Origin of the sequence: Arthrobacter glacialis (assembly GCF_002909415.1) — a bacterium.
GTDB lineage: Bacteria > Actinomycetota > Actinomycetes > Actinomycetales > Micrococcaceae > Specibacter > Specibacter glacialis.
The window spans coordinates 276,430-300,126 of the sequence record NZ_PPXB01000006.1; the positions used below are offsets into that span (position 1 = coordinate 276,430).

At 61.5% G+C, this 23,697-nt stretch carries 20 protein-coding genes, 1 tRNA gene and 1 other RNA gene; 12 read left to right on the top strand and 10 right to left on the bottom strand.

From position 1 onward, the window contains the following. Position 1 precedes the first annotated feature (1 nt). Positions 2 to 1,591 carry a polyprenol phosphomannose-dependent alpha 1,6 mannosyltransferase MptB gene (mptB, locus tag CVS28_RS09865; protein ID WP_133159096.1) on the bottom strand — a complete coding sequence of 530 codons (1,590 nt, stop codon included), beginning with the start codon at positions 1,589 to 1,591 and terminating at the stop codon, positions 2 to 4. A 96-nt stretch (positions 1,592 to 1,687) separates the two neighbouring features. Between mptB and CVS28_RS09870 the strand changes: the two genes are divergently transcribed. From CVS28_RS09870 to CVS28_RS09900, 7 genes are all read left to right on the top strand, one after another. After that, on the top strand, positions 1,688 to 3,247 hold the full coding sequence (locus CVS28_RS09870; protein ID WP_103481401.1) for a glycosyltransferase family 87 protein: 1,560 nt from the start codon (positions 1,688 to 1,690) through the stop codon (positions 3,245 to 3,247). 61 nt (positions 3,248 to 3,308) lie between these two features. Beyond that, positions 3,309 to 3,911 (top strand): oligoribonuclease, encoded by a 603-nt coding sequence (gene orn / locus CVS28_RS09875; protein ID WP_103465427.1) that lies wholly within the window; start codon positions 3,309 to 3,311, stop codon positions 3,909 to 3,911. A 171-nt stretch (positions 3,912 to 4,082) separates the two neighbouring features. Then, positions 4,083 to 4,155: transfer RNA gene (locus CVS28_RS09880), tRNA-His, on the top strand. 119 nt (positions 4,156 to 4,274) lie between these two features. Continuing rightward, entirely contained in the window at positions 4,275 to 4,847 is a 573-nt protein-coding gene (def, locus tag CVS28_RS09885; RefSeq protein ID WP_103465617.1) for a peptide deformylase, read from the top strand. A gap of 188 nt (positions 4,848 to 5,035) precedes the next feature. Then, the gene (locus tag CVS28_RS09890; protein ID WP_103481402.1) at positions 5,036 to 6,481 is read left to right on the top strand and encodes a sugar porter family MFS transporter; all 1,446 of its coding nucleotides are present in this window, start codon (positions 5,036 to 5,038) and stop codon (positions 6,479 to 6,481) included. Between the two features lie 180 nt (positions 6,482 to 6,661). Then, positions 6,662 to 7,522 (top strand): acyltransferase domain-containing protein, encoded by an 861-nt coding sequence (locus CVS28_RS09895; RefSeq protein WP_243399805.1) that lies wholly within the window; start codon positions 6,662 to 6,664, stop codon positions 7,520 to 7,522. A gap of 176 nt (positions 7,523 to 7,698) precedes the next feature. Continuing rightward, positions 7,699 to 9,306 (top strand): peptide chain release factor 3, encoded by a 1,608-nt coding sequence (locus CVS28_RS09900; protein WP_103465425.1) that lies wholly within the window; start codon positions 7,699 to 7,701, stop codon positions 9,304 to 9,306. Between the two features lie 12 nt (positions 9,307 to 9,318). Here CVS28_RS09900 and CVS28_RS09905 read toward each other — a convergent pair whose 3' ends face one another. The 3 genes from CVS28_RS09905 to CVS28_RS09915 form a co-directional block, all read right to left on the bottom strand. Then, positions 9,319 to 10,122 (bottom strand): HNH endonuclease family protein, encoded by an 804-nt coding sequence (locus CVS28_RS09905; protein WP_103481403.1) that lies wholly within the window; start codon positions 10,120 to 10,122, stop codon positions 9,319 to 9,321. A 409-nt stretch (positions 10,123 to 10,531) separates the two neighbouring features. Next, positions 10,532 to 10,911, bottom strand: an RNA gene (rnpB, locus tag CVS28_RS09910) — RNase P RNA component class A. 182 nt (positions 10,912 to 11,093) lie between these two features. Then, entirely contained in the window at positions 11,094 to 12,584 is a 1,491-nt protein-coding gene (locus tag CVS28_RS09915) for a glyceraldehyde-3-phosphate dehydrogenase (protein ID WP_370739493.1), read from the bottom strand. 240 nt (positions 12,585 to 12,824) lie between these two features. Here CVS28_RS09915 and CVS28_RS09920 point away from each other — a divergent pair, with 240 nt between their 5' ends. After that, positions 12,825 to 13,589 (top strand): YaaA family protein, encoded by a 765-nt coding sequence (locus CVS28_RS09920; protein WP_103481404.1) that lies wholly within the window; start codon positions 12,825 to 12,827, stop codon positions 13,587 to 13,589. A 99-nt stretch (positions 13,590 to 13,688) separates the two neighbouring features. On the opposite strand, the gene CVS28_RS09925 is transcribed toward CVS28_RS09920, so the two are convergent. Then, entirely contained in the window at positions 13,689 to 14,426 is a 738-nt protein-coding gene (locus CVS28_RS09925; protein WP_103481405.1) for a zinc ribbon domain-containing protein, read from the bottom strand. Positions 14,427 to 14,474: 48 nt separating this feature from the next. After that, complete coding sequence (locus tag CVS28_RS09930) at positions 14,475 to 15,491, bottom strand: Nif3-like dinuclear metal center hexameric protein (RefSeq protein ID WP_243399806.1); 1,017 nt, start codon at positions 15,489 to 15,491, stop codon at positions 14,475 to 14,477. 74 nt (positions 15,492 to 15,565) lie between these two features. Here CVS28_RS09930 and msrA point away from each other — a divergent pair, with 74 nt between their 5' ends. From msrA to epsC, 3 genes are all read left to right on the top strand, one after another. Beyond that, entirely contained in the window at positions 15,566 to 16,090 is a 525-nt protein-coding gene (gene msrA, locus CVS28_RS09935; protein ID WP_103481406.1) for a peptide-methionine (S)-S-oxide reductase MsrA, read from the top strand. Positions 16,091 to 16,190: 100 nt separating this feature from the next. Continuing rightward, positions 16,191 to 17,126, top strand: a complete 936-nt coding sequence (cysK, locus tag CVS28_RS09940) for a cysteine synthase A (protein WP_103465416.1) — start codon at positions 16,191 to 16,193, stop codon at positions 17,124 to 17,126. A gap of 145 nt (positions 17,127 to 17,271) precedes the next feature. Continuing rightward, positions 17,272 to 17,859 carry a serine O-acetyltransferase EpsC gene (epsC, locus tag CVS28_RS09945; protein ID WP_103465415.1) on the top strand — a complete coding sequence of 196 codons (588 nt, stop codon included), beginning with the start codon at positions 17,272 to 17,274 and terminating at the stop codon, positions 17,857 to 17,859. Between the two features lie 155 nt (positions 17,860 to 18,014). On the opposite strand, the gene gndA is transcribed toward epsC, so the two are convergent. The 4 genes from gndA to CVS28_RS09965 form a co-directional block, all read right to left on the bottom strand. Continuing rightward, positions 18,015 to 19,466 carry an NADP-dependent phosphogluconate dehydrogenase gene (gndA, locus tag CVS28_RS09950; RefSeq protein ID WP_103481407.1) on the bottom strand — a complete coding sequence of 484 codons (1,452 nt, stop codon included), beginning with the start codon at positions 19,464 to 19,466 and terminating at the stop codon, positions 18,015 to 18,017. A gap of 138 nt (positions 19,467 to 19,604) precedes the next feature. Beyond that, positions 19,605 to 20,660, bottom strand: a complete 1,056-nt coding sequence (locus CVS28_RS09955; protein WP_103481408.1) for an L-idonate 5-dehydrogenase — start codon at positions 20,658 to 20,660, stop codon at positions 19,605 to 19,607. Positions 20,661 to 20,673: 13 nt separating this feature from the next. Beyond that, positions 20,674 to 21,444 (bottom strand): SDR family oxidoreductase, encoded by a 771-nt coding sequence (locus CVS28_RS09960; protein ID WP_103465412.1) that lies wholly within the window; start codon positions 21,442 to 21,444, stop codon positions 20,674 to 20,676. Positions 21,445 to 21,539: 95 nt separating this feature from the next. Then, a complete protein-coding gene (locus tag CVS28_RS09965; RefSeq protein ID WP_103481426.1) occupies positions 21,540 to 22,460 on the bottom strand; it encodes an NAD(P)-dependent oxidoreductase in 921 nt (306 codons plus the stop codon). A gap of 84 nt (positions 22,461 to 22,544) precedes the next feature. Here CVS28_RS09965 and CVS28_RS09970 point away from each other — a divergent pair, with 84 nt between their 5' ends. Beyond that, complete coding sequence (locus CVS28_RS09970; RefSeq protein WP_103465411.1) at positions 22,545 to 23,609, top strand: D-2-hydroxyacid dehydrogenase; 1,065 nt, start codon at positions 22,545 to 22,547, stop codon at positions 23,607 to 23,609. The last annotated feature ends 88 nt before the right edge of the window (positions 23,610 to 23,697 follow it).

Sequence of the window (23,697 nt, forward strand, 5' to 3'; positions counted from 1 at the left end):
ATCAGCTTTTTACCGCGGACGCATGCTGGTCAGGCTTGTTCCGCTTGAAAAGTTCACTGGTCTTCTTGTCCCACAGAGTGAGGTACAGGAGGCCCATCACGGCAACAACAACGGCAATGCTGCGCACCACTTCCATGGAAATCCACGGGAAGACGCTCAATTGGTCGGTGAGTGCGATCAGGATGAAGAACGCACTGAGATAGAAAACAGTGCGCAGCGGCCAACCGTCATTGATCCCTGTCGTGGCGAAAAACGCCAGCAACCACACCACATACCACGGCTGAATCATGGGGGCAAGCAGAACCACCGCGGTGAACGCCCAAGCCATGCGGCGCATCACGGCATGGCTGTAGCGCTGAGGTTCGGGCAGATCCGCGCCGAGCCCACCGGAAGGCCCCAACCGGATTTTAACGAAGGCCAAAGCCATGACAATCAAGATGGAAATGACTTGGGCGACTTTTTGAATGCCGTCTGCAATGGGGGTGCCGTCGCCACCCAACCAGTCCACCAAGGAACCCAGCGAGACTGAGCCAATACCCACCGGCGCGTACCAGTGCCAGATGGTGCCCGGGGTTTGAAGTGCCGCCAACCAGCCAAACCCAAGACCGTTTACTGCTCCCGTGGCCCCCATGACAGCCATGGAAATGCCTAGTGTTGCAGCCCAGAGAGCAAATTTACGCACCCACCCGGCTCTGGACCCGGCCCACAGCAACCCCACAAAGGGCAGCGCAATCAAGGTGATGGGCTTGATGGCGATGGAGGCTGTGACAAACAAAATACCCACCACGGCCCGTTTGGTGCTGGCGTAGTAGAGGCCAGCCACCACCAGACCCATCATGAGGGAATCGTTGTGCACGCTGGCAATGAAATTCATCAGTGTTACGGGGTTTAAAACGGCAAGCCACAGCGCCCGGTGCGGGTTGAATCCGTGGCGGGCTGCCAGTTTGGGCACATAAATGGCCAGCAGAACCACGCCGGCAAGACTTGCCAGCCGGAACGGAATCAAGGCAATTTCGGGGCTGTTGGCAGGTATCAGGACAGCCAAATGCTCCAGCCACAACCACAACGGCCCATACGGTGTTGGTGCTTCAGTCCACAGGGTGTCCGGGCCCAGCAGAAAGTAGTTGTTGAGCGCGGAAATTCCGTTGGTATAGGGGTCCAAGTCCTGCTGCATGAGCCGTCCCTGGCCAATGTAGGCGTAGGCGTCACGGCTGAAGAGTGGCAAGGTCAGCATCATGGGCGCCACCCACAATATGAGGGCCTTCCTCAACACAGGGCCGGCGTCGTCGTTCCAGCCGCTCAAGTGTTGGCTCAGGCGCAGCCATGCCCTGAACATCAGCAGTGCACCCAGGCACAGCAGAACTGTTGCACAGATGACTGCTGCCGGGGTGGTCCGCGCCAGAATAAACAGGGGCGTCCTGATGAGCACCGAACTGCTGGCCAGCCAGCCAACGCCCAAAGAGCCCAGCAGCAGCATTACGGAGCCTGCAAAGCCCTGCCAGATGGCTGAGGATGTGGTGCCGGTGCGAAAAGGCAGTTTTGCGAACACCCTATTCCTCGTCTCCGCCATGGCAACGTCAGTGCTGGTCAACAACAAACTCCTGAACTATCTTTGACCCTCGTGTTAGGCCCGCTCGGCGTTCACATGGGCGGGCGAACCCGGGGAATAAGTACCGGCTGCGCTAATATGAAAACAGCCAAGGACTCCGTTCTTGGCATTCTACCCACTCCAGCTGAGCATCTCCTAAGTACCTGGGCCAAGCACCAATCGCCGCCCACGGATTGCCTGTGCCCGGCTCGGTCCACCGCCACACCCAAGAAGGACTGGATCATCTCCACGGACACGTTTTTCTCCGCCCTTGCACGACTACGGGATGCGGTACTGCCCGCCCGGATCCAGAGCTGGCTGAAAACCCCCGTGGGCATGTGGAGCGTCTTTGCTCTGGTCCATGTGGTGTTCCTTTCATTTGCTGTCCTGCTGTCGCTGCGGGGGGAAGCATATAGCGACACGTTCATCTACCGGATCTGGGCTTCGATCGACTTCGATGAGACCCGTGTGCTTGGCCCGAGCCCCTGGGTTTACCCCATTTTGGCGCTGGTCCCCATGGCCGTGGCGTACATCTTTGGCGAGGGGCCCTTCCTGTTCATCTGGGTGCTGATGATTGCCGGCTTGAACACACTGGCCGTGGGCAAACTCACGAGTTGGGGCAAGAAGCGTGAAGCCATTCCGGCCGCCCTGTGGTGGATTTCCTTCACTACTTTGATGGCGTGGCTGGGCTTTGCCCGGGTTGACGGTCTCACGGCACCTGTGGTTCTCATAGCGCTGTCCATCGGCGTGGCCAGCCCCTTCCTTTCCTCTTTCATCCTCAGTGTGGCCACCTGGACCAAGGTCTGGCCTGCCGCCGTCGTGCTGGCGCTTTTCACTGTGGCGAAGCAGCGGGTCCGGGTGGTACTGGCTGGCATGCTGGTCACGGCGTTCGTGGTGGTGCTGGCAATGAGTATGAATTCAGGCCACAAACTTTTCAATTTCCTGCTGGAACAGGGCGACCGCGGCATGCAGCTCGAAGCCACGTTCACCACACCATGGCTGTGGATGAGCGTGCTGGGCATTGGCGACGCCCGCATGTACATGAACCAGGACATCAACTCCATGCAGGTGGACGGACCCGGCTCCGAGGTCATGAGTTTCCTCATGCAACCCCTGCTGGTGGCGGCGGCGCTGCTCGTGGCGGGCCTGATTTTCTGGGCCCTGCACACTGGCAAGCGTAGCGGTGGCGCCGACAGGACATCCCTGCTGCTCTTCGGCTCGCTCGCCCTGACCACTGCGTTCGTGGTGTTCAACAAGGTGGGCTCCCCCCAGTTCATGGTGTGGCTGGGGCCTGCTGTTGCCGTGGGTCTGGCCTACCAATGGAAGGCGTGGCGGGTTCCGGCCACCATGCTCATTGGCGTGGCCGTGCTGACGTTCCTTGTCTTTCCACTCTTTTACAACGAACTTTCCAACAACAGCCCCGTCATGGCTGCGGTTCTTACCGCGAGAAACGTGCTGTTGGTGATCTTGTTTGTGTGGAGCGTGCGCCAGCTGTTCCTGCTGGGACGCATCCCTGCACCGATTACCCCGCACGACGCCGAGCCCGCCACAGCGGTTGCCTACAGTGCCGCCGCATATGGTACCGCCGGGGAAGGGCCCAGGCCTTCGAAGACCGGCACAACGGGAGAGGCTGACGCTTCGCCCGCCACGCCAAAGTAGCCGATCGGCTGACTCGGCGAAAGAAGCGCGGCAATATCGGGGTTCACGGTACATTTGACGCGTGGCTATTAATAATGAACGCATTGTGTGGATTGACTGTGAGATGACCGGCCTGGACGCCGTCAACGACGCCCTGATTGAGGTGGCGGTGCTGGTGACAGATTCCGAGTTGAACATTTTGGGCGACGGCGTTGACGTTGTCATCAAGCCCAGCGACGAGGCCTTGGCGCAGATGGGCGACTTTGTGCGCGACATGCACACCTCGTCGAAGCTGATTGAGGAGCTGGCCGGCGGCACCACCATGGAAGATGCGCAGGCGCAGGTGCTGGCGTACATCCAAAAGTATGTGCCCCAGCCCAACAAGGCCCCGCTGGCGGGAAACTCCATCGGCACCGACAAGGTGTTCCTCAGCCGTGACATGCCTGAGCTTGTGGAGCACCTGCACTACCGGGTCATCGACGTTTCCACCATCAAGGAACTCTCACGTCGCTGGTACACGCGCGCCTACTTCCAGTCGCCGCCCAAGACCGGCGGACACCGCGCCCTCGGCGACATCAAGGACAGCATCAACGAACTCAAGTACTACCGTGAAGCCGTCTTCGTGCCGGCGCCGGGGCCCGATACCAACACCGCCAAGAAGATTGCTGCCAACTACCAGGCCTAGATTTCCCGTATTTCCGGGAGATTTCCGCCACAAAAACGCGATCTAGCTCACAAAAAAGGCAAAAGAGCCTGTTTTGGTTTTGACCACCCCGCAGCTCGTGTAGACTATTCGACGTTGCCAAAAGCGCAGAGGACATTCCAAAAGGATGTTGCTGTGGTTGAAGCGGACATGGTGGGATTAGCTCAGTTGGCAGAGCGCCTGGTTGTGGTCCAGGAGGTCGCGGGTTCAACCCCCGTATCTCACCCCGAAAAGCGGTTCTGTAGGAATCGCAAAAACACCCCGGTCATTTGATCGGGGTGTTTTTCATTGCCATCAAAGATGCATTTCGTGAGCCTGAATCCCGAGCATGAAAAGGAAGCCGTCATGACCATCCTCCCCGTAACCATTTTGGGTGAGCCCGTGCTCCACCGCCGCGCCGATGAAGTCAAGGCTTTTGACGAGGACCTCAAGAAGCTCGTGGCGGACATGCACGAAACCATGGATGCGGCCAATGGCGTTGGCCTGGCCGCCCCACAAATTGGTGTGGGCCTGCGCCTCTTCACCTACCAAATGGAGAACGACGACGACGTTCCTGCCCGCGGCGTGGTGGTGAACCCCACGCTGACGGTGGGAAAGATCTCCGGCAACACCCCCGATCCCGATGACGAAGTAGAGGGCTGCCTGTCGGTGCCCGGCATCGACTTCCCGCTCAAGCGGGCCGAATGGGTGCGGGTGCGCGGATTCGACGTAGACGGAAACCCCCTGGATTTTGAAGCCACAGGCTGGTTTGCCCGCTGCATGCAGCACGAATACGACCACCTGGACGGCAAGCTCTATGTGGACAGGCTCAACGCCCGCTACGCCAAGAAGGCCAAACGTTCAGCCAAGAACAAGGGCTGGGGCGTGCCCGGTCTGACGTGGATGCCCGGTGTGGACCCGGACCCGTTCGGCCACTAGTCCCCAACTCCCTGTACAGCCGGTGCGCCAAATGTGGTGCAGCTCCCATGAGGCATATCTCACGGGATTATGCACTGCATATTTTGTTTGTCCATTGGCTGGTATGGAGTAGCTTGGCATAGAGATTATTCTGCACTTTTTGTCGACCCGGCCAGTTCCCTCATGAATGACGGCCACAAGGGGGAACCATGTCCAGCACCAGCACTCCACACTCAGGCCCCAAGGCCATTCCGCGCAAGGTGATTGGCCTGGCCGTAGCCGGCGCAGTGGGTGGCTTCCTCTTCGGTTTTGACTCCTCGGTGGTCAACGGTGCCGTCGACGCGATCCAGGGCGATTTCAAACTGGGCGACACCCTCACCGGCTTCGCCGTGGCCATTGCACTTCTTGGCTGCGCGGTGGGCGCGTTCATGGCTGGCAAGATCGCCGACGCCAAGGGTCGCATCCCCGCCATGAAACTTGGCGCGGCGCTCTTTTTGATCAGCGCCTTGGGAACCGGACTGGCCTTCAACGTCATCGACTTGATCTTCTGGCGGTTGGTGGGCGGTCTGGGCATTGGCTTGGCCTCGGTGATCGCCCCAGCCTATATTTCCGAGATTTCCCCGCGACGCCACCGCGGACGGCTGGCTTCCTTGCAGCAGCTTGCCATCACCATTGGTATCTTCGCCGCCCTGCTCTCCGACGCATTGTTTGCCAATGCTGCCGGCGGTGCCGCTCAGGAGCTGTGGCTTGGGCTTCCCGCCTGGCGCTGGATGTTCCTGGCCGGCGTTGTCCCGGCAATTGCCTATGGCTGGATTGCCTTTGTGCTCCCCGAGTCCCCACGCTTCCTGGTTCTTCAGGGCAAGGAAGAAGAAGCCACAAAGGTCTTCAAAACCATTGCCCCGGATGACGACACCGAGCGCAGCATCCGCGAGATCAAGGAAGCCGTCAAGGAAGATTCCCTCTCAGCCAAGAAGGGCTCCCTGCGAGGCAAGCGGCTTGGCCTCATGCCTGTTGTGTGGATAGGTATTATCCTCTCTGTGCTGCAGCAGTTCGTTGGCATCAATGTGATCTTCTACTACTCCACCACGTTGTGGCAGGCAGTGGGCTTCCAGGAGAAGGACTCACTGACCATCTCGGTGGTAACGGCTGTGGTCAACATTTTGGTGACACTGGTGGCCATTGCCCTGGTGGACAGAATCGGGCGCCGCCCCATCCTGCTCACGGGTTCCATTGGCATGGCCGTCTCCCTGGGCACCATGGCGCTTGCCTTCTCGGCTGCAACCGGCAGTGGCTCGGACATCAGCCTCCCGGGCGCCTGGGGACCCATTGCCCTGGTTGCCGCCAATGTGTTTGTGGTCAGCTTCGGCGCGTCGTGGGGGCCGCTGGTTTGGGTGCTCCTGGGCGAGATCTTCCCCTCACGCATCCGTGCCCGCGCCCTGGGTTTGGCAGCCGCAGCCCAGTGGGTGGCGAACTTCCTGATCACCTTGACGTTCCCGGCCATGGCCGCCGCATCATTGCCGCTGACCTACGGCATGTACGCCCTCTTTGCTGCCGCATCGTTCTTCTTCGTCATGTTCAAGATCCCCGAAACCAACGGCATGTCCCTGGAACAGGCCGAGACGTTGTTTGTGAAGAAGCCCAAGGCCGAACAGTAACGTTGCCGCTGCCCCGCACTTATGCGCAGAACCCACCTTGGGTTCTGCGCATAAGTGCTTCTGCGCGGAACCCAAGCCGAGTTCAACGCATAATTTCACGACACATGCGCTACAAACCATGCGTGGCTGTAAGACCGAGTGGTGCCAGTGCAGTGCTCAAGGGTTCGCTAAACTAGCCCAATGACCTCCCGCACCGCCATGAGCCCAGAGCAGACACTTGACTACTTGGGCGTTGCCCCAGAAGATCGGGCCGACTGCCTGGCACTGTTGCAAGCCCCGCTCAGCCCGGCCGCGGCCACAGTGCATGAGCACCTTGTGGCGCGCCTTGGCAGTGCAGATGAATCGGTGCCGGAGCTGGGCACCGATGACCTCCCCGTGACGGAGCTGGATTGGCTGCGCGCCATGCTGGACTTTGTCCCCACCATCCTGGAGTGGCACGCGGGGCGCAACATTCCCGATGCCGTCTCCCGCGCCTCGTTGGCCGATTTTGGCCGCAACATGGCCATCAACCGCCGCGTCCACAACCGGTTCGGCATGGACACCTACAAATGGCTCAACCACCTTTTTTCCGGCCGCATCTACCAGTTGGGCCGCCTGCAGTACTTGATCCACCAGCCCACGGCCGCCATCCCCGGGGTCGCTGCCGGTGAATGGATCCTGGGTATTCACATCCCCGAGGGCGGCGGACTGGGTGCGGCGGTGGTCAATGACAGCCTGGCCCTTGCCCGTCCGTTCTTTGCCGAACACTTCGCGGACCAGCCGGTCGCCACAGCCAACTGCGAGTCCTGGCTGCTGGATCCCTACCTGGCCGAACAGCTGGAACCCGGTGCCAACATTGCCGCCTTCGCAGCGCTGTTCACCCCCTACGGTGAACCCCGCGACGAGCCCACTGACGCCGTCTACTTCACCTTCCGCACCCGCAGCATGGAAAACCTGGATGCCCTGCCGCGGGCCACGGCGCTGCAAAGGATTGTGCTGGAGCGCATCGACGCCGGAGGTGCTTGGCAGCTGGGCTTCGGTTCCCTGGAACTGCCCCGCTAGACTGCATCACCCAGCCGGCGCCGTCCGTTAACACCCGCCCCGCCAACGTGGCGCTGCGAGAGTTGCCAGGCGCCGCCGTCGTCCCTGCCAACTTGCTGCCTGCGCACTGCGGTAAACTTGATAGTTGGTGTCCTGCCTCTGCTTGAACATTCTTTTCGCCGCTAGAAAGTAGTCTTGTGTCCTCTCCGGCCCAATCCCCCGCCCGTGCCACCGAAATTACCGGCCAGGCGGAACGTCGTCGAACCTTCGCCGTTATTTCGCACCCTGATGCGGGCAAGTCCACGCTGACGGAAGCGTTGGCGTTGCATGCCAAGGTGATTGGAACTGCCGGCGCCACCAACGGCAAGTCCAACCGCAAGGACACGGTCTCGGACTGGCAGCAGATGGAGAAGGACCGCGGCATCTCGATCAGCTCTGCGGCGCTGCAGTTCTCCTACCGCGACACCGTCATCAACCTGCTCGACACTCCCGGCCACGCCGACTTCTCCGAAGATACCTACCGTGTGCTGGCGGCCGTTGATTGTGCCGTCATGCTGGTCGACGCCGGTAAGGGTCTGGAAACACAGACCATGAAACTCTTTGAGGTCTGCCGCCAGCGCAACCTGCCCATCATCACCGTCATCAACAAGTGGGACCGGCCCGGCCTGGATCCGCTGGAACTGATGGATGAAATCACCGAGCGCACCGGGCTCACACCCATGCCGCTGACCTGGGCCATCGGTATTGCCGGCGACTTCCGTGGCGTGTGGGACATCCGCCGCAACGAGTTTGCCAAATTTGCTCGCAACAGCTCGGGCGCACAGATCGCACTGACCGAGTACATGACCCCCGAGGCGGCCGCTGAATCCGAAGGAGACGCCTGGGACGACTCCATTGAGGAAGCAAGCCTGGTGGTCGACACCGACGCACCGCTGGATTTGGAGGCGTTCTACGCAGGCAAGGCCACTCCCCTGCTGTTCTCCTCTGCCGCGCTGAACTTTGGTGTGAAGCAGATCTTGGACACCCTGGTGGATTTTGCCCCGCCAGCGTCACCGCGCCCCGATGTGAGCGGCGAGACCCGCCCCGTGGAAGCACCGTTCTCGGGCTTTGTGTTCAAGGTTCAGGCCGGCATGAACCAGGCGCACCGCGACCACGTGGCCTTTATCCGCGTATGCTCCGGCATGTTTGAGCGCGGCATGGTTGTCACCCAAACCCGCACCGGCAAGTCCTTTGCCACCAAGTACGCACAGCAGGTCTTTGGCCGCGACCGTGAAGTCATTGACACAGCCTTCCCTGGCGATGTTGTTGGCCTGGTCAACGCCTCCACCCTGCGCGTGGGCGACACCTTGTTCGTTGAGGAGCCGGTGGAATACCCGGCTATTCCGCTGTTCGCCCCCGAGCACTTCCAGGTGGCACGCTCCAAGGACCCCAGCAAGTACAAGCAATTCCGCCGCGGCATTGAGCAGCTGGAGCACGAAGGCGTCATCCAGGTGCTCCGATCAGACCTGCGCGGAGACCAGGCACCCGTGCTGGCGGCCGTGGGCCCCATGCAGTTTGAGGTTGTTGAGGACCGCATGCACCACGACTTCAACGCCCCCATGCGCTTGGAGCGCCTCCCCTACACCCTGGCCAGGCTCACGACGCCGGACGCCGCAGCCACGCTGAGCACTGTCCACGGCGCCGAGGTGCTGGAGCGCAGTGATGGTGAATTCCTGGCCCTGTTCAACGACATTTGGGCTATGCGCCGGGTCGAAAAGAACTACCCGGAACTGCCCTTGACCGAGATCGGCACCAAGCGCGAGTAGCGCCTGCCTGCGCTAGTTGAGGTAGCCACTGGCCAGTGCCGCTTGCGTCGGGCAGCGGCCCAGAACGTTTTCCATGGCTCCTTTCTCGGCCGGAGTCACCCAGAGCTGGTAGGCGGCCTTGACCGATATTTGCCGGGCCACATAGTGGCAACGGATTTTTTTTGACGGCGGCAGCCAGCTGGCGGCATCGGCGTCGCTCTTGTCCTGGTTGGCCTCCCCGTCCACTGCCAAGAGGTTCAGCGGATCATTGGCCAGGCTCTGCCGTTGCAGCGGCGTCAGGGCTGCGGCTCCCGTTTGCCAGGCGTTACTCAGGGCCACCACATGATCAATTTGGACAGCCTCGCTGGTGTCCTTGCCGCGTTGGAATTGCACGGTCGTGCCGGTGTACGGCTCCTTCAGCGTGCCTGATGCCACAAGACACGGCGATCCGGCAATGAATTGCACTGCCTGCAGATCACGGCGCAGGACGTCGTTGCGGGTGTCGCAGCCGTTGGCGTCAGCATCCAGCCACGCTTCACCAAAAGCACTGCGCTGATAATCATTGCGTGGCGCTTTGCCTTTGACCTGAAGGGTTTCCAGGACGGCCAAAGCCGTTGCTGGCGTCAAAACCACTATGGGCTGGCCCAATGCGGGCGACGGCGTGCTGACAGCAGGCGCTGGACCGGCATCCGGTGTGAACGGCCAATGACCCGCGCTGTGCAACCAGCCAACCAAAACCACCAACACCACCACAGCCAACAGGACAGCTGCCCGCACGGGCGCCCGCTGCGCCTTATCTGTGCGCCGCTGAGTGAACTCTTGTGCATGCCGTGCCATGGGACATCCTCACCAACTGACCCGCCCCAGCATGAACCCCGTCCCTCCGTGTTCGGCGAAACCTGGACAGCGGCGTCTTGGCAGCCGGAGCGTTATAGTGCCGGTAACTCGGTCACTTTAAGTTTAGAAGGTTGCCCGGGATGGTGGAGCCGGTTATCCACAGACCTCTTATCCTTGGCAGACAACCCGTTCACAATGGCCACGGCCAACCATCTTTCAAGAGATTCCGCGTCTACTGACCGTAGCTGCGAGATGCATGGTTGCACACGGGTTTTTGTGCCTGCGGTCAGCACAAAATTCGTATAAAGCTGCCCACTACCGTTTTCGCGGCCGACCCGCCAAGCCCCGGAGCGGAGACAAAAAAGGCGTGCCCGCCCCGTACAAAAACAGGGAAAACACGCCATGAAGTTGGATAGGGCAGCCGATACGCCGGGTTTTGTCATCCGCCGCAGTTACCCGCGGCGGAGAGGCAACCATCCATCTACGAACGCCGTTGCCGACGCCCTCTAGCAGCCTACCCAGACACTCGGGCGAACAGCCCTCAAACATGCCCTGTCTGGCCTTGCTCCGGGTGGGGTTTACCTAGCTTCCCTAGTCACCTAGGGAACTGGTGGTCTCTTACACCACCGTTTCACCCTTACCTGCTCCAGCCGTTGCCGTGCAGGCGGTCTATTCTCTGTGGCACTGTCCTGCGGGTTACCCCGAGTGGGCGTTACCCACCACCCTGTTCTGTGGAGCCCGGACGTTCCTCGAGCCACTTGCGTGACGCGCGGTTGCCCAGCTGCCCTATCCAGTGGTCAAGTCTACAGGGCGAGGGGCCACAAACGAGCGCAGCGAGTTTGGGGTGCCCTGTGGACGCTAGCTGCTTGGGCGCCCTGCGGGGAACGCACCCACGGTGGGCCGGCATGCAAAAGGCGGGTCCGGCGTCGAACGTGAATGTTCGACGCCGGACCCGCCTTGAGTGCGAAACGCTAGACCAGAGCTGCTGCCTGCGGGGCAGCGGCGTCGAGTGCTGGGAAGGCGCGCGGGTGAACCCCGGCCATTTCCTCCATGACGCGGACCACCTGGCAGCTGTAGCCGAATTCGTTGTCGTACCAGACATACAGCACCAAATGCTTGTCGTTGCTGATCGTGGCCAGGCCGTCCACAATGCCGGCGCGGCGGGAGCCAACAAAGTCGCTGGAGACCACTTCGGGCGAGTCGATGAAGTCGATCTGCTTGCGCAGGCCCGAATTCAGCGACATGTCGCGCAGGTACGTGTTGACCTCATCCTTGGTGGTGCCGTTTTCCAACGTCAGGTTCAGGATAGCCATGGACACGTTCGGGGTGGGAACGCGGATGGAGTTGCCGGACAGCTTGCCCTCAAGCTCGGGCAGGGCCTTGGCCACGGCCTTCGCGGCGCCCGTTTCGGTCAGCACCATGTTCAAGGCGGCCGAGCGCCCGCGCCGGTCACCCTTGTGGAAGTTGTCCGTCAGGTTCTGGTCATTGGTGAAGGAGTGCACCGTCTCCACATGGCCGTGGACAATGCCGTACTTGTCGTTGAGGACCTTCAACACGGGGGTGATGGCGTTGGTGGTGCAGGAGGCGGCCGTGACTATCGTGTCGTGGTCGGTGATGGTGCCGTGGTTGATGCCGTGCACAATGTTCTTCAGCGTGCCCTTGCCCGGGGCCGTCAGCAGGACCTTGGCCACGCCGCGGCTCTGCAGGTGCTGGGACAGGCCCTCCTCGTCGCGCCAGCGGCCCGTGTTGTCCACCACCAGTGCGTCGTGAATGCCGTACGCCGTGTAGTCGATGGTGGCGGGGCTGTCCGAATAGATGACCTGGATGGATGTGCCGTTGGCCAGGATGATGTTTTTGTCTTGGTCAACGGTGATGGTGCCGTTAAACGGGCCATGCACGGAGTCGCGGCGGAGCAGGCTGGCGCGTTTGGTGAGATCGGCGTCGCCGCCCTTGCGCACCACGATGGCACGCAAGCGCAGGCCGTGGCCGCCGCCGGAGTGTTCAATGAGGATCCGGGCCAGCAGGCGGCCAATGCGGCCGAAACCGTAGAGAACCACGTCAGTGCTGGTGCGCTCGTCGGCGCCAAAGCGATTTACGACGTCGGCCAGTTCAGCGCGCAGGAACGTCTCAAGGTCGCCCTCGTCCGAGGCCTTGAAGTTTGAAAGGAGCCGGGCCAGGTCAAGTGAGGCGGCTCCCAATTGCAAGGTGCCAAGCACCTGGAGCAGCGGCAGGGTTTCTTCCACGGGAAGTTCCACGTCGTCAACCTGGCGGGCAAAGCGGTGGGCCTTGAGCAGGCTGATGACGGACTGGTTGATCAGTGACCGGCCATGGATGCTGGTGAGAACATTGTTGTCCCGGTAGAGCCTGCCGATGAGCGGAATCATTGCTTCCGCCATGGACTCACGCCCAATCCAGGAATCCAAGATTGTGTCGCAGTTGTTTGTCACGAGTTGTTGCACCACGTAAGTACCCTCTTCTAGCTCAAAACACCCTTGGTTCAAGCCAAAACCAGTGTGACAGCGCGCCGAGGCTACGCGCGAGTTCAGTGATTCAATTCACTAGACCGGTCTACGCCCACACCCGCCGCCGCCTCGCGAACGGGCAGTAGTTGCTGATGTTTGCGCCCAACATCAACAACTGCTCCCCGTTCACCTGGCGCACGGTGTGGAATGTGAGCGCAGAACCGGCCGCTAAGCTCAAGTGTGCTCATTTTGCTTCCCCCTTCCGAAGGTAAGACCCCCGCCGATGCAGGAACTCCTGTGGATCTGGCCGAACTCAGTTTCCCCGAGCTGACACCAGCAAGGACTGAGGTGGCGCTGGCGTTGGCTGCCGTCTCCGAACAGCACGACGCGCTGAGCCAGCTGGGCGTCGGGGCAACGTTGGCCCACGAGGTGCACCGCAATACCAGGTTGGTCCAGGAGCCGGCAGCCCCGGCCCACACCATTTACTCGGGAGTGCTCTTTGATGCCCTGGGGTACGGCAGCATGACGGCAGGACAAAAGAAGAAAGCCGACTCCACAGTGATGGTCATTTCAGGTCTTTGGGGTGCCGTGCGCTTTGGCGACAGTATCCCGGCCTACCGACTGTCGATGTCTGTTGGGCTGCCAGGTCTGGGCAAGTTGGCCAGCTACTGGAAGCCAAAGCTGGCCCAAGCACTCAATGCTCACGCCGAGGGGCACCTGCTGGTGGACTGCCGCTCCAGCAGCTACGCGGCAGCGTGGGCGCCGGACGCGGCATGCACAGTGGCCATCAACGTTTTCACCGAACGCGACGGCACCCGCAAGGTGGTTTCGCATTTTGCCAAGCACACGCGAGGGGAATTGGCGCGGCACCTGATCACCCGCCGCGGCAATGCCCCGGAAACGCCGGCGCAGCTGGCCAAGGCGGCCGGCGAAAAATGGGCCGTGGAGTTGGTTGCCGGCACGGCCCGCAAGGCACACGCGCTGAACATCATTCTGACTGGCTGACAACTCGCTCCAAACGCAACTGGCCCGCAGTAGTGGTTGAAAATTCGCGAAAATCGCGGCTTTTTCGACCACTACTGCGGGCCAGTTGAAATTAAGGCCTTAGCCCCACTCCTCCGAGCGGACCAGGATGGCACCGGAATCAGGGCAGAACACAATCGTGTCCGGTGCGGCCTTCTTGATCTCCACCAAGTCCCCGGCACTGAGGTGCATGCCTGATCCTTCCGATTTTCCGTGGAACAACCGAGCGGCACCCACCCCATATTTGGCCAGGGAACGCTCGTAGATGGCCAGCAGTTCAGGGGCAAAGGTGGCGGTCAATTCGGCACGTTCAGCCAAGGTGGCATCGCGCTCCATTTTCAGGGCACCGAGTTTGCTGCGTAGTTCATCAACTACTTCATCAAGCACCGACTGCATCTGCTTCACCAGGGCAAGTTGTGCGCCTTGGCGTGCCGTTGCTTCCTCGAACGCCTCCATGATCTCCAGCTCGGTGTCTTCGAGCTCGCCGCGGCGCTTGTTCAGCGACACCAGCTCACTCTGAAGGGCCATGAGATCCTTGGACAGGCCCGTGCCGCTGTTGAGTTTGGCGTCGTCGCGCTCAATGCGCGCCACCACGGCTGCCACGTCATCTTCAGCCTTTGTCAGTGCCCGCTGGGCATCGCTGACGGCCGTGTCCAGGACCACCAGATCACTCTTGGCCACGGTGAGGCCTGAGTGAAGATCAGGAAGCCTGGGGTCTTCCTTCAAGGCCTTGGCTTGAACATCTAGAGCCCGTAATTTGCCATCCAGTACTTGGATATCCAGCAATCGCATCTGCTCTGCCGGTGCTGCCTTAGCCATGTAATTCCTCCTGCTACATCAAGTGGGTGGTGCAATCCTTATGACAGCCTAGTTCCCGGGCGTCAGTATGAAGTCCCATGGGTCCGTGTTGGTTTGGCTGACAACCAATTCGGCTTCAAAACCTTGGTCTGCAAGCACGTTGCCCAACGCCTTGGCCGCCGCCGGCAGCCAGAGCCACTCGCTGGCAAAGTGTGAGAGATCAATCAGATATGGTTTGCCGTCCACCCGGGCCTCACGGGCTTCCGACGCCGGATGGTGGCGTAAGTCTGCCGTGACAAAAACGTCGGCGTCGCTGGAACGCACGGCATCAAACAAGCTGTCCCCGGACCCGCCACACACGGCCACCTTGCGGACCAGGGCATCCCTGTCCCCCGCAACCCGGACGCCGCCAGCCACGGCTGGCAAGGTGAGGAACACTCGGCCGGCCAAATCGCCCAGTTTTTCAGCACCAGGCAGCAGGCCCACCCGGCCGATGCCCTCTTCGACCAAGCCATGGGCTGCGGGCATCAGCGGCTGGACCTCACTGAGTCCCAGGACATCGGCCAAAACATCTGAAACACCTCCTACGGCGCTGTCGCCGTTGGTGTGCACTGTCAGCAGGGCGCAGCCGCCTTCGATCAACCGGTGGATGGCCCGCCCCTTGCCGGACGTTGCGGCTACTGAATTAACGCCTTTCAGCAACAAGGGGTGGTGGGTGATGAGCAGTTGGGCACCCCACTCGAGGGCCTCATCAATAACTTCCAGGGTGGGGTCCACGGCAAACATGATCCGGTCCACTTCGGCTTCGGGCCGGCCCACCACCAGGCCAACACGGTCCCAGTCTTCGGCAAGCGATTCAGGCCAGAGCTCTTCCACCGCCAGCAAAACATCGGCAAGCACGGGTGTTTCCAAACCCTCAGCAGTGCCGGGCTCAAGAAGCTCCGTGTCAGGTTCCGTGTCAGCGATCTCCACGCCCTCAGTGGATTCGCCCGGGGATTCCTGGCGTTCCGCGTCTTCGCGTCCTGCGTCTGCGTCTTCCGCGTCTGGAACAACGTGGGGCTTGGGAAAAGTTGGTTCCATGCTCATGCTTCTACTTTACTGGCGTGCAGCCCCTGCGCGGCGCGGGAATGGACGCGGCGCTGGATGACTTATAAATAGACATGAAGACTTTTGTATTAGGTGGCGGTTGTTTCTGGTGCTTGGACGCCGTATATCAGATGACCAGGGGGGTTGAATCGGTGGTGTCCGGATACACCGGCGGCGCGGTGCCCAACCCCAGCTATGATCAGGTCTGTTCGGGCATGACTGGACATGCTGAGGTAGTGTCGGTGACGTTCGATGAGGATGTCATCCCCGCTGACATCATCTTGGACATGTTCTTCACCCAGCACGATCCCACCACATTGAACAGGCAGGGATACGACACCGGAACCCAGTACAGGTCCGCCATGTTTTACACCGATGCCGAGGATGAGGCCGCCTTCCGGGATGCCATTGTGCGCAACCAGCCCAATTGGCGCCACCCCATAGTGACCGAGGTGACTCCTCTGGGCCAGGTGTACCAGGCCACTGCCGACCACCAGAATTTTTACGCACAGCGTCCCGAAGTGGGATATTGCCGGGTTATTATCGACCCCAAGATTGCAAAAGTAAGAAAACATTACGCCCAGTGGCTCACGGCCTAGGAACCGGCAGAACCGCTGGTTACGCTGTGAATTAGCACCCATCCACGCGCGCATTTGGATCAACTGAGCTCGTGACGACTTCTTGAGAGTAGGACCTTACATGGCACGGATTTATGACAACGTCACGCAGCTTGTGGGCGGCACCCCCCTGGTTCGACTGAACCGCCTGACGGCGGGTTTGAATGCCACTGTGGCAGTCAAGCTCGAGTTCTACAACCCTGCCAACAGCGTCAAGGACCGGATCGGTGTTGCCATTATTGACGCCGCCGAAGCGTCCGGGGAGCTCAAGCCCGGCGGCACCATTGTGGAAGGCACCTCCGGCAACACGGGAATCGCCTTGGCCATGGTGGGCGCTGCCCGCGGCTACAAGGTCATCCTGACCATGCCGGAGACCATGTCGACCGAACGCCGGGTCATGCTGCGCGCTTATGGTGCTGACATTGTCCTGACCCCGGGCTCCGAAGGCATGCGCGGCGCCGTGGAGAAGGCCAAGGAAATTGTGGCCAGCACGGAGAACTCCATCTGGGCCCAGCAGTTCGCCAACCCCGCCAACTCGGCCATCCACTTCGCCACCACTGGCGAGGAAATCTGGGACGACACCGACGGCGCAGTGGACATCTTGGTTGCCGGCGTAGGCACCGGCGGTACCATCACCGGTGCCGGCCAGCTCCTGAAGAAGCGCAACCCCAATGTGAAGGTTGTTGCTGTGGAGCCGATTGATTCGGCCATCCTCAATGGCGGCACACCCGGACCGCACAAGATTCAGGGCCTCGGCGCGAACTTCATCCCCGAGGTGCTCGATCAGGACATCTACGACGAGGTTCTGGACGCCACCTTGGAAGATTCCGTGGCCACGGCACGCGCCCTGGGCAACCAGGAAGGCATCCTGGGCGGCATCTCAGCCGGCGCCGCCGTGTGGGCAGCCCTGGAGCTGGCCAAGCGTGAAGAGAACGCCGGCAAGCTCATTGTTGCCGTGGTTCCCGACTTCGGTGAGCGCTACATTTCCACGGTTTTGTACGACGATATCCGGGGCTAATCCCCACACCAGGGCCCGCACAGCACAGATTGTTCCCGCATCATTGACGCCGCAGCGTCGATGATGCGGGTCTTCTGGTCTGTGGGCCCGACCGCATTGCGAACTCCGCCGAAGAAGAACGACGGCGACCAACTGAAAGAAGTCTGTGGGATTTATCGGCAGAATACGTGAAGACCTAGAGTCGGCCCGGTCACATGACCCCGCCGCTCGTGGTTCCATGGAGAATTTTTTTGTCTACTCCGGCCTGCACGCCATTTGGATGCACCGGCTGACACATAAGATGTGGGCCAACCCAGGGCTGCGCTTCCCCGCCCGGGTGCTGTCGCAGCTGACGCGTTTTGCCACGGGCATTGAGATTCATCCCGGTGCCACCATTGGCAAACGATTCTTCATCGACCACGGCATGGGCGTTGTTATTGGCGAGACCGCCGAAATCGGTGACGACGTGATGATTTACCACGGTGTCACCCTCGGCGGACGTTCACTGGCCAAAACCAAGCGCCACCCCACCATCGGCAACCGGGTCACCATTGGCGCCGGGGCAAAGGTCCTGGGCCCGATCCACATTGGTGACGATTCCGCTGTGGGGGCCAACGCCGTCGTTGTTAAGGACGCGCCAGCCAATTCCATCCTCACCGGCATCCCGGCGATCGTTCGGCACAGGGATGCCAAAAAGGAAATGGCTCCCGCAGTGGACCCGGCCGAATACATTGACCCGGCCATGTGGATCTAGCCGGATCCAGTAAATAGTCTTAAAGTTCGACGGCGGCCGGTGACTTCCTTGGGGAAGTCACCGGCCGCCGTCGAACTTTAAGAAACTATGACGCAGTTGGTGCTAAAAACAGAGACGTTTTTAGCACCAACTGCGTCATAGTCGGGCCGGGGAGGCTAGTGCGTGTCTACTGCACTGATCTCGGACTTGTCGCCACTCCACTGGGTGTGGAAGGTTCCTTCAGCGTCAACACGGCTGTAGGTGTGGGCACCGAAGAGGTCGCGCAGGCCCTGGGTCAATGCGGCGGGCAGGCGCTTGCGGCGCAGGCCGTCGTAGTAGGCCAGTGAGGAGGAGAACACCGGGACGGGTATGCCCAGCTGCACGGCTGTGGAGACAACGCGGCGCCAGGCCGGAAGCACCTCAGCAATTTCGGCTGCGAAGGCCGGGGCGAACAGCAGGTTCGCCGGCTTGTCCTCGGCAGCGTAGGCCTTGGTGATGTCCTTGAGGAGCTCGGCACGGATGATGCAGCCGCCACGCCACAGCGAGGCAATCTCATCCAGCTTCAGGTCCCAGTTGTACTCGCCAGCAGCGGATGTGAGCATGTCGATGCCCTGTGCGTAACTGATGAGCTTGGAGGCGTAGAGCGCCTGGCGAACGTCTTCAACGAAGTCGGCGCCGAGTTCAACAGCAACCTCGTGGCCGGCCAAAACTTCCTGGCCGATGGCACGCTGGTCACGCTGCGAGGAGAGTCCGCGAGCGAACACGGACTCGGCGATGGCGGAGATGGGCGAACCCAGATCCAGGCCGGACTGGACAGTCCAGCGGCCCGTGCCCTTCTGGCCTGCGGAGTCAACAATGACGTCAACCAGCGGCTTGCCGGTCTTAGCGTCAACGTGGCCCAGCACTTCGGCCGTGATCTCGATCAGGAAGGAGGCCAGCTGGCCTTCGTTCCACTTGCCGAAGATTTCAGCCTGCTCAACCGGCTCGATGCCAGCGGCGCTGCGCAACAGGTCGAAAGCTTCACCGATAACCTGCATGTCGGCATATTCGATGCCGTTGTGAACCATCTTGACGAAGTGGCCGGCGCCATCGGTGCCGATCCAAGCGCAGCAGGGCTGGCCATCAACCTTGGCGGAAATCTTTTCCAGCAGCGGGCCAAGTGCATCGTAAGATTCCTTGGAGCCACCGGGCATGATGGACGGGCCCAAGAGAGCGCCTTCCTCACCACCGGATACACCAACGCCCACAAAGTGGAGATTCTTCTCGGCCAGGGCAGCTTCGCGGCGGCGGGTGTCCTGGTAGTGCGAGTTGCCGCCGTCGATGATGATGTCGCCCTCTTCCATGAGAGGCACGAGTGCATCGATCACGGAGTCAACGGGGCCGCCGGCCTTGACCATGATGAGCACGCGGCGGGGCTTCTCCAAGGACTCGACCAGCTCGGCCAGGGTCTCGGTGCGGACAAAATTGCCCTCGTCGCCGTGGGCGGCAAGCAGCGCGTCGGTCTTTTCCACCGAGCGGTTGTGCAAGGCAACGGTGTAACCGTTGCGGGCCAAGTTGCGGGCCAGGTTGGCGCCCATGACGGCCAGTCCGGTCACGCCGATCTGTGCGGAGCCGATTTGTGCAGACATACTACCTCCAGAATGAAATGAACAGTTTCCTACAGCTTATCGGGGATGGCGCCGGTTCCCCAGCCGGTTCCATGATTTGGATACGCAATGTGACATATTGGGTAAGCCATCGTGGCAACCGGATGCCACATGGTCAACTCAAGCCCCGAAGTTGAGCAAAACTTTGCCCGACATGGCCGAGTTCTTTGCCATCTCAAATGCCTCCAGACCATCAAGAAGTGCGTATTCGTGCGTGATGACGGGATCCACCACCAGCGATCCGTCAGCAAGAGCGGCAATGACCTCGTCAATTTCATCATTGAAACGGAATGCACCCACAAGCTCCAGCTCGCGGGTGATCGCCAAGGAAATGGCAACCGGTTGCGCACCGGAAGGTAAAAGCCCAACCATTACTACGCGCCCGCCGCGCACTGCCCCCTTGATGGCCGACGCCAGGCCAAAATGGTTCCCGGAGGATTCAATGACAACATCTGCCTCGACAGCAGAAATTGCGTCATCATCGGCGGCTTGCAGGAGCGCATCTGCGCCCACAGCAGCCGCGATCTCCAGGGGTTTGGCATACATGTCCACGGCGGTGATGTGGCTGGCGCCGGCCCGTTTGAGAACCGCTATGGCCAGCGTGCCGATGGGCCCGCATCCCACCACGAGCGCCGATTTGCCGCGAACATCGCCTGCACGGGCCACGGCATGCCAGGCCACGCTGGCGGGCTCAACCAGCGCCGCCCGGCGCAGCGGCAGGCCTTCAGGCAACGTCCGCAGCATGCGGGTGGGCAGGTTGGCGTAGCGCAGGAACGCCCCGTCAGTATGGGGATGGCGGGCAGCGCTGCCAAGATACGTGCACCCGGGGGACAGATTGGGCCTGTCGCTGGGGTACTTGGCCGCGCCGGGGCCCGGCGTGGCGGGGTGGACGGCCACGGGTGTCCCGACGGCGGGTCCCGTGCCATCCACGGCAGCCCGGGCCACCACGCCAACAACCTCGTGCCCCAACACCAGGGGGTCCTTGAGGATTGACTCCCCCGCAGCACCGTGCAGCCAGTAGTGCAGGTCAGAACCGCAGATGCCCCCATAGGCAATCTCAATCACGGCTTGATCGGATGCGGGTTCGCCCAGCGGGACGTCCGCAATGCGCAAATCCCCCTTGCCGTCGGCAACAACAGCGGGAGCGCTTGCGGGAAGTGCTGAGGATCTTGTCATTGTCGCCATCTTTCTAAACCACTACCGTCATGCCGCCATCAACGAAGATGGTCTGGCCGTTGACAAAATTGGATGCATCGGAGGCCAGCCACACGGCCGGGCCGGCCAGGTCCGCCACGGTCCCCCACCTATTGGCCGGTGTCCGCCCCAGAATCCAGGAGTTGAATTTTTCATCGTCAACCAAGTTTTGGGTCATCTCCGTATGGATATAGCCGGGTGCGATCCCATTGATCTGCAAGCCACCGGCGGCCCACTCAGCAGTCATGGCGCGGGTCAGGTTGCGCAGCCCGCCCTTCGCGGCCGTATAGGCGGCGATGGTGGGGCGGGCCAGATCAGTCTGCACGGAACAGATGTTGATGATCTTTCCGTGGCCGCGGGCCAACATTCCCCTCGCAGCCTCACGCCCCACCAGGAACGCACTGGTCAAATCAGTGCTGATGACCCTGTCCCAGTCCTTCACCTCCATGTCCAGCAGCGGGACACGGTGCTGGATGCCGGCGTTGTTGACGAGGATTTCAAGCGGCCCAACATTTTTCTCTATCCAGGCGATGCCCTCGGCGGCGGCCACGTCGCTGGTGACGTCAAAGGCCAGAGAGCGGATCTGGTGGGGAGCGAAGTCAGCTGCCATGGCGGCTTCGGCGGCGGCCAGCCTTTCCGGGTTCAGACCATGGAGCACCACTGTAGCCCCGGCATCGGCCAGCCCGCGTGCCAACGCGTTTCCAATGCCCCGGCTGGATCCTGTCACCAGGGCAACCCTGCCCGTCAAATCAAACAATCCACTCATTCGTCAGTCCTTTTTCTTCTCAAAGTTTCCACTCGCCTTGCCCCAGCATTATTGCGATTTGAGCGGGTGTGGGCCCCGGCCGAAGCGCGACGGGATCAGGTGGCGGGGCTCAAGCGGGCAATGGACTCCCGCACCACAGCAAGGTCTTGATCTCCCAAGCCTTGGTCCTTCAGGGTTCCATACAGCGCATGGCCTGCCGTGGCCATGGGCACGGCCGACCTCGCCGCCCGGGCACTGTCCAGCACAAACCCCAGATCTTTGTGCATGAATTTGGCGGGCCCGGTGGGCGCATATTCCTTGGCCGCAATCCGCGGCCCCACAACATTGAGCACTGCGCTGCCTGCCAGTCCGCCGCTCAACACCTCAAACAACGCCACCACGTCCATGCCCGAGCGTTCGGCCAGTTCAGCAGCTTCGGCAAGTGCCGCCGTCGTCGTGCCCACCAAAAGCTGATTGCAGGCCTTGGCAAGCGAACCCGAGCCGAGCGGACCGAGTAGGCGCACGGTGGTTCCCAGGGACTCGAAAACGGGCAAAATCCGCTGAAAATCGTCATCGGCACCGCCAGCCATGATGGCCAGGGTCCCGTTTTCCGCACCCACCGTGCCGCCGCTGACGGGCGCGTCAAGGACGGCAGCGTTGCCGGAGCTCGCCCGTGCCACGTCACCGCCAAAGGCTTGAACGGCCTGCGGCGAGACGCTGCTCATCACGACGACCACGGTCCCCGGCATGGGCGGTGCGGCCCGCCAGAGGTCGAGCAGGGGTGCCACGGCTGCGTCTATGAAGCCCAGATCGGGCAGCATGAAGATGATGACGCTGTGGTCCCGCAGCTCGGCGACCCCTGCCGCGGAGGAGGCGCCCTGGGCTTTCAACGATTCCATGGCGCCCGCGGAGCGGTTCCAGACTGTCACGGGCCAGCCGTCCGCCAGCAGATTGGCTGCCATGGGGGCACCCATGTGACCCAGGCCGACAAAACCAACCGTGTGCGCGGGCGTGTTCGGAGATGGTGGGTCTTGCATCATGGCGTACCTGTCCTCACAACGTTGCGGGTATTGCTGGTGACTCATTGTCACATTTGTTCAGTATTCTAACCACAATTCAGTATGATGAACATCATGACCACTCAGAATCTCACCGTCGCGATTGCCGTCCCGCTCGAAGCTGAGCATGTGGAAGCCATTAAGGCAGCCCATCCAGCCGTCACCGTCTTGTACGAGCCGGAACTGCTCCCGCCCGAGCGGTTCCCCGCAGACCACGCCGGAGATCCCGCCTTCACGCGCACACCCGAGCAGGAAACCCGCTACTGGGCACTGCTGAAAAGTGCCGACATCCTCTACGGATTCCCGAACGAGAACGCCGCCGGCCTGGCCGCCATCGCAGCCAGCGAAAAGTTGCAGTGGATTCAGGCCATGGCAGCAGGTGCTGGTGGAGCCGTCAAGGCAGCCAGCCTTTCCCCCGCAAATCTGGCGCGCATTGCCATCACCAGCTCGGCGGGCGTCCACGCCCTGCCGCTGGCTGAATTCGCCATGATGGGTGTGTTGAACGGCTTCAAGCGCACTGCCGAGCTCTCCGCCGACCAGGCCGCCAAGCACTGGCCGGAACTGCGCACACCCACCCGGCTGGCGAGCGGCTCCCACGCCGTCATTACGGGTCTGGGTGAGATCGGCCTGGAAACCGCCCGCCTGGCCCGCGCCCTCGGCATGAAGGTCAGCGGCACCAAGCGCAATGTCGAAGCCATCGAGGGCATCGAGACTGTCACCGACACTGCCGGGCTGCCTGCCCTGGTGGCAACGGCCGACGTGCTCATCAACACTCTGCCGGGCACCGCTTACACGGAGAAGATGCTCAACGCGGAGATCTTCAACGCCATGAAGCCCGGCACCGTGCTGGTCAATGTTGGCCGCGGCACGGTTATTGACGAGGACGCGCTGCTGGAAGCCCTCGACAACGGCCAGGTCTCCTACGCCTGCCTGGACGTGTTCGCCGTGGAGCCGCTGCCGGCAAGCAGCCCGCTTTGGGACCACCCCCGCGTGATGGTTTCCCCGCACACCTCGGCACTGAGCGCCGCCGAGAACCGCCTCATCGCCGAGCGGTTCAGCGAAAACCTCACCCGCTTCCAGAATGGCGAACCGCTGCTACACACCGTGGACCCGGTCCACTTCTACTAAACCCACCGATCAGGGGAGCTTCCAAGCGCGGAGGCTCCCCTTTTGCATGCCCACAACCATATGTTGCACGACGGCGGCCGGCCGGATC

Excerpts from the sequence above, each read along its gene's own strand:
- CVS28_RS09870 (WP_103481401.1), top strand. The coding sequence starts at position 1,688 with ATGAAAACAGCCAAGGACTCCGTTCTTGGCATTCTACCCACTCCAGCT.
- def (WP_103465617.1), top strand. The coding sequence starts at position 4,275 with ATGACCATCCTCCCCGTAACCATTTTGGGTGAGCCCGTGCTCCACCGC.
- CVS28_RS09890 (WP_103481402.1), top strand. The coding sequence starts at position 5,036 with ATGTCCAGCACCAGCACTCCACACTCAGGCCCCAAGGCCATTCCGCGC.
- CVS28_RS09895 (WP_243399805.1), top strand. The coding sequence starts at position 6,662 with ATGACCTCCCGCACCGCCATGAGCCCAGAGCAGACACTTGACTACTTG.
- CVS28_RS09905 (WP_103481403.1), bottom strand. The coding sequence starts at position 10,122 with ATGGCACGGCATGCACAAGAGTTCACTCAGCGGCGCACAGATAAGGCG.
- CVS28_RS09925 (WP_103481405.1), bottom strand. The coding sequence starts at position 14,426 with ATGGCTAAGGCAGCACCGGCAGAGCAGATGCGATTGCTGGATATCCAA.
- CVS28_RS09930 (WP_243399806.1), bottom strand. The coding sequence starts at position 15,491 with ATGAGCATGGAACCAACTTTTCCCAAGCCCCACGTTGTTCCAGACGCG.
- msrA (WP_103481406.1), top strand. The coding sequence starts at position 15,566 with ATGAAGACTTTTGTATTAGGTGGCGGTTGTTTCTGGTGCTTGGACGCC.
- cysK (WP_103465416.1), top strand. The coding sequence starts at position 16,191 with ATGGCACGGATTTATGACAACGTCACGCAGCTTGTGGGCGGCACCCCC.
- gndA (WP_103481407.1), bottom strand. The coding sequence starts at position 19,466 with ATGTCTGCACAAATCGGCTCCGCACAGATCGGCGTGACCGGACTGGCC.
- CVS28_RS09955 (WP_103481408.1), bottom strand. The coding sequence starts at position 20,660 with ATGACAAGATCCTCAGCACTTCCCGCAAGCGCTCCCGCTGTTGTTGCC.
- CVS28_RS09960 (WP_103465412.1), bottom strand. The coding sequence starts at position 21,444 with ATGAGTGGATTGTTTGATTTGACGGGCAGGGTTGCCCTGGTGACAGGA.
- CVS28_RS09965 (WP_103481426.1), bottom strand. The coding sequence starts at position 22,460 with ATGCAAGACCCACCATCTCCGAACACGCCCGCGCACACGGTTGGTTTT.
- CVS28_RS09970 (WP_103465411.1), top strand. The coding sequence starts at position 22,545 with ATGATGAACATCATGACCACTCAGAATCTCACCGTCGCGATTGCCGTC.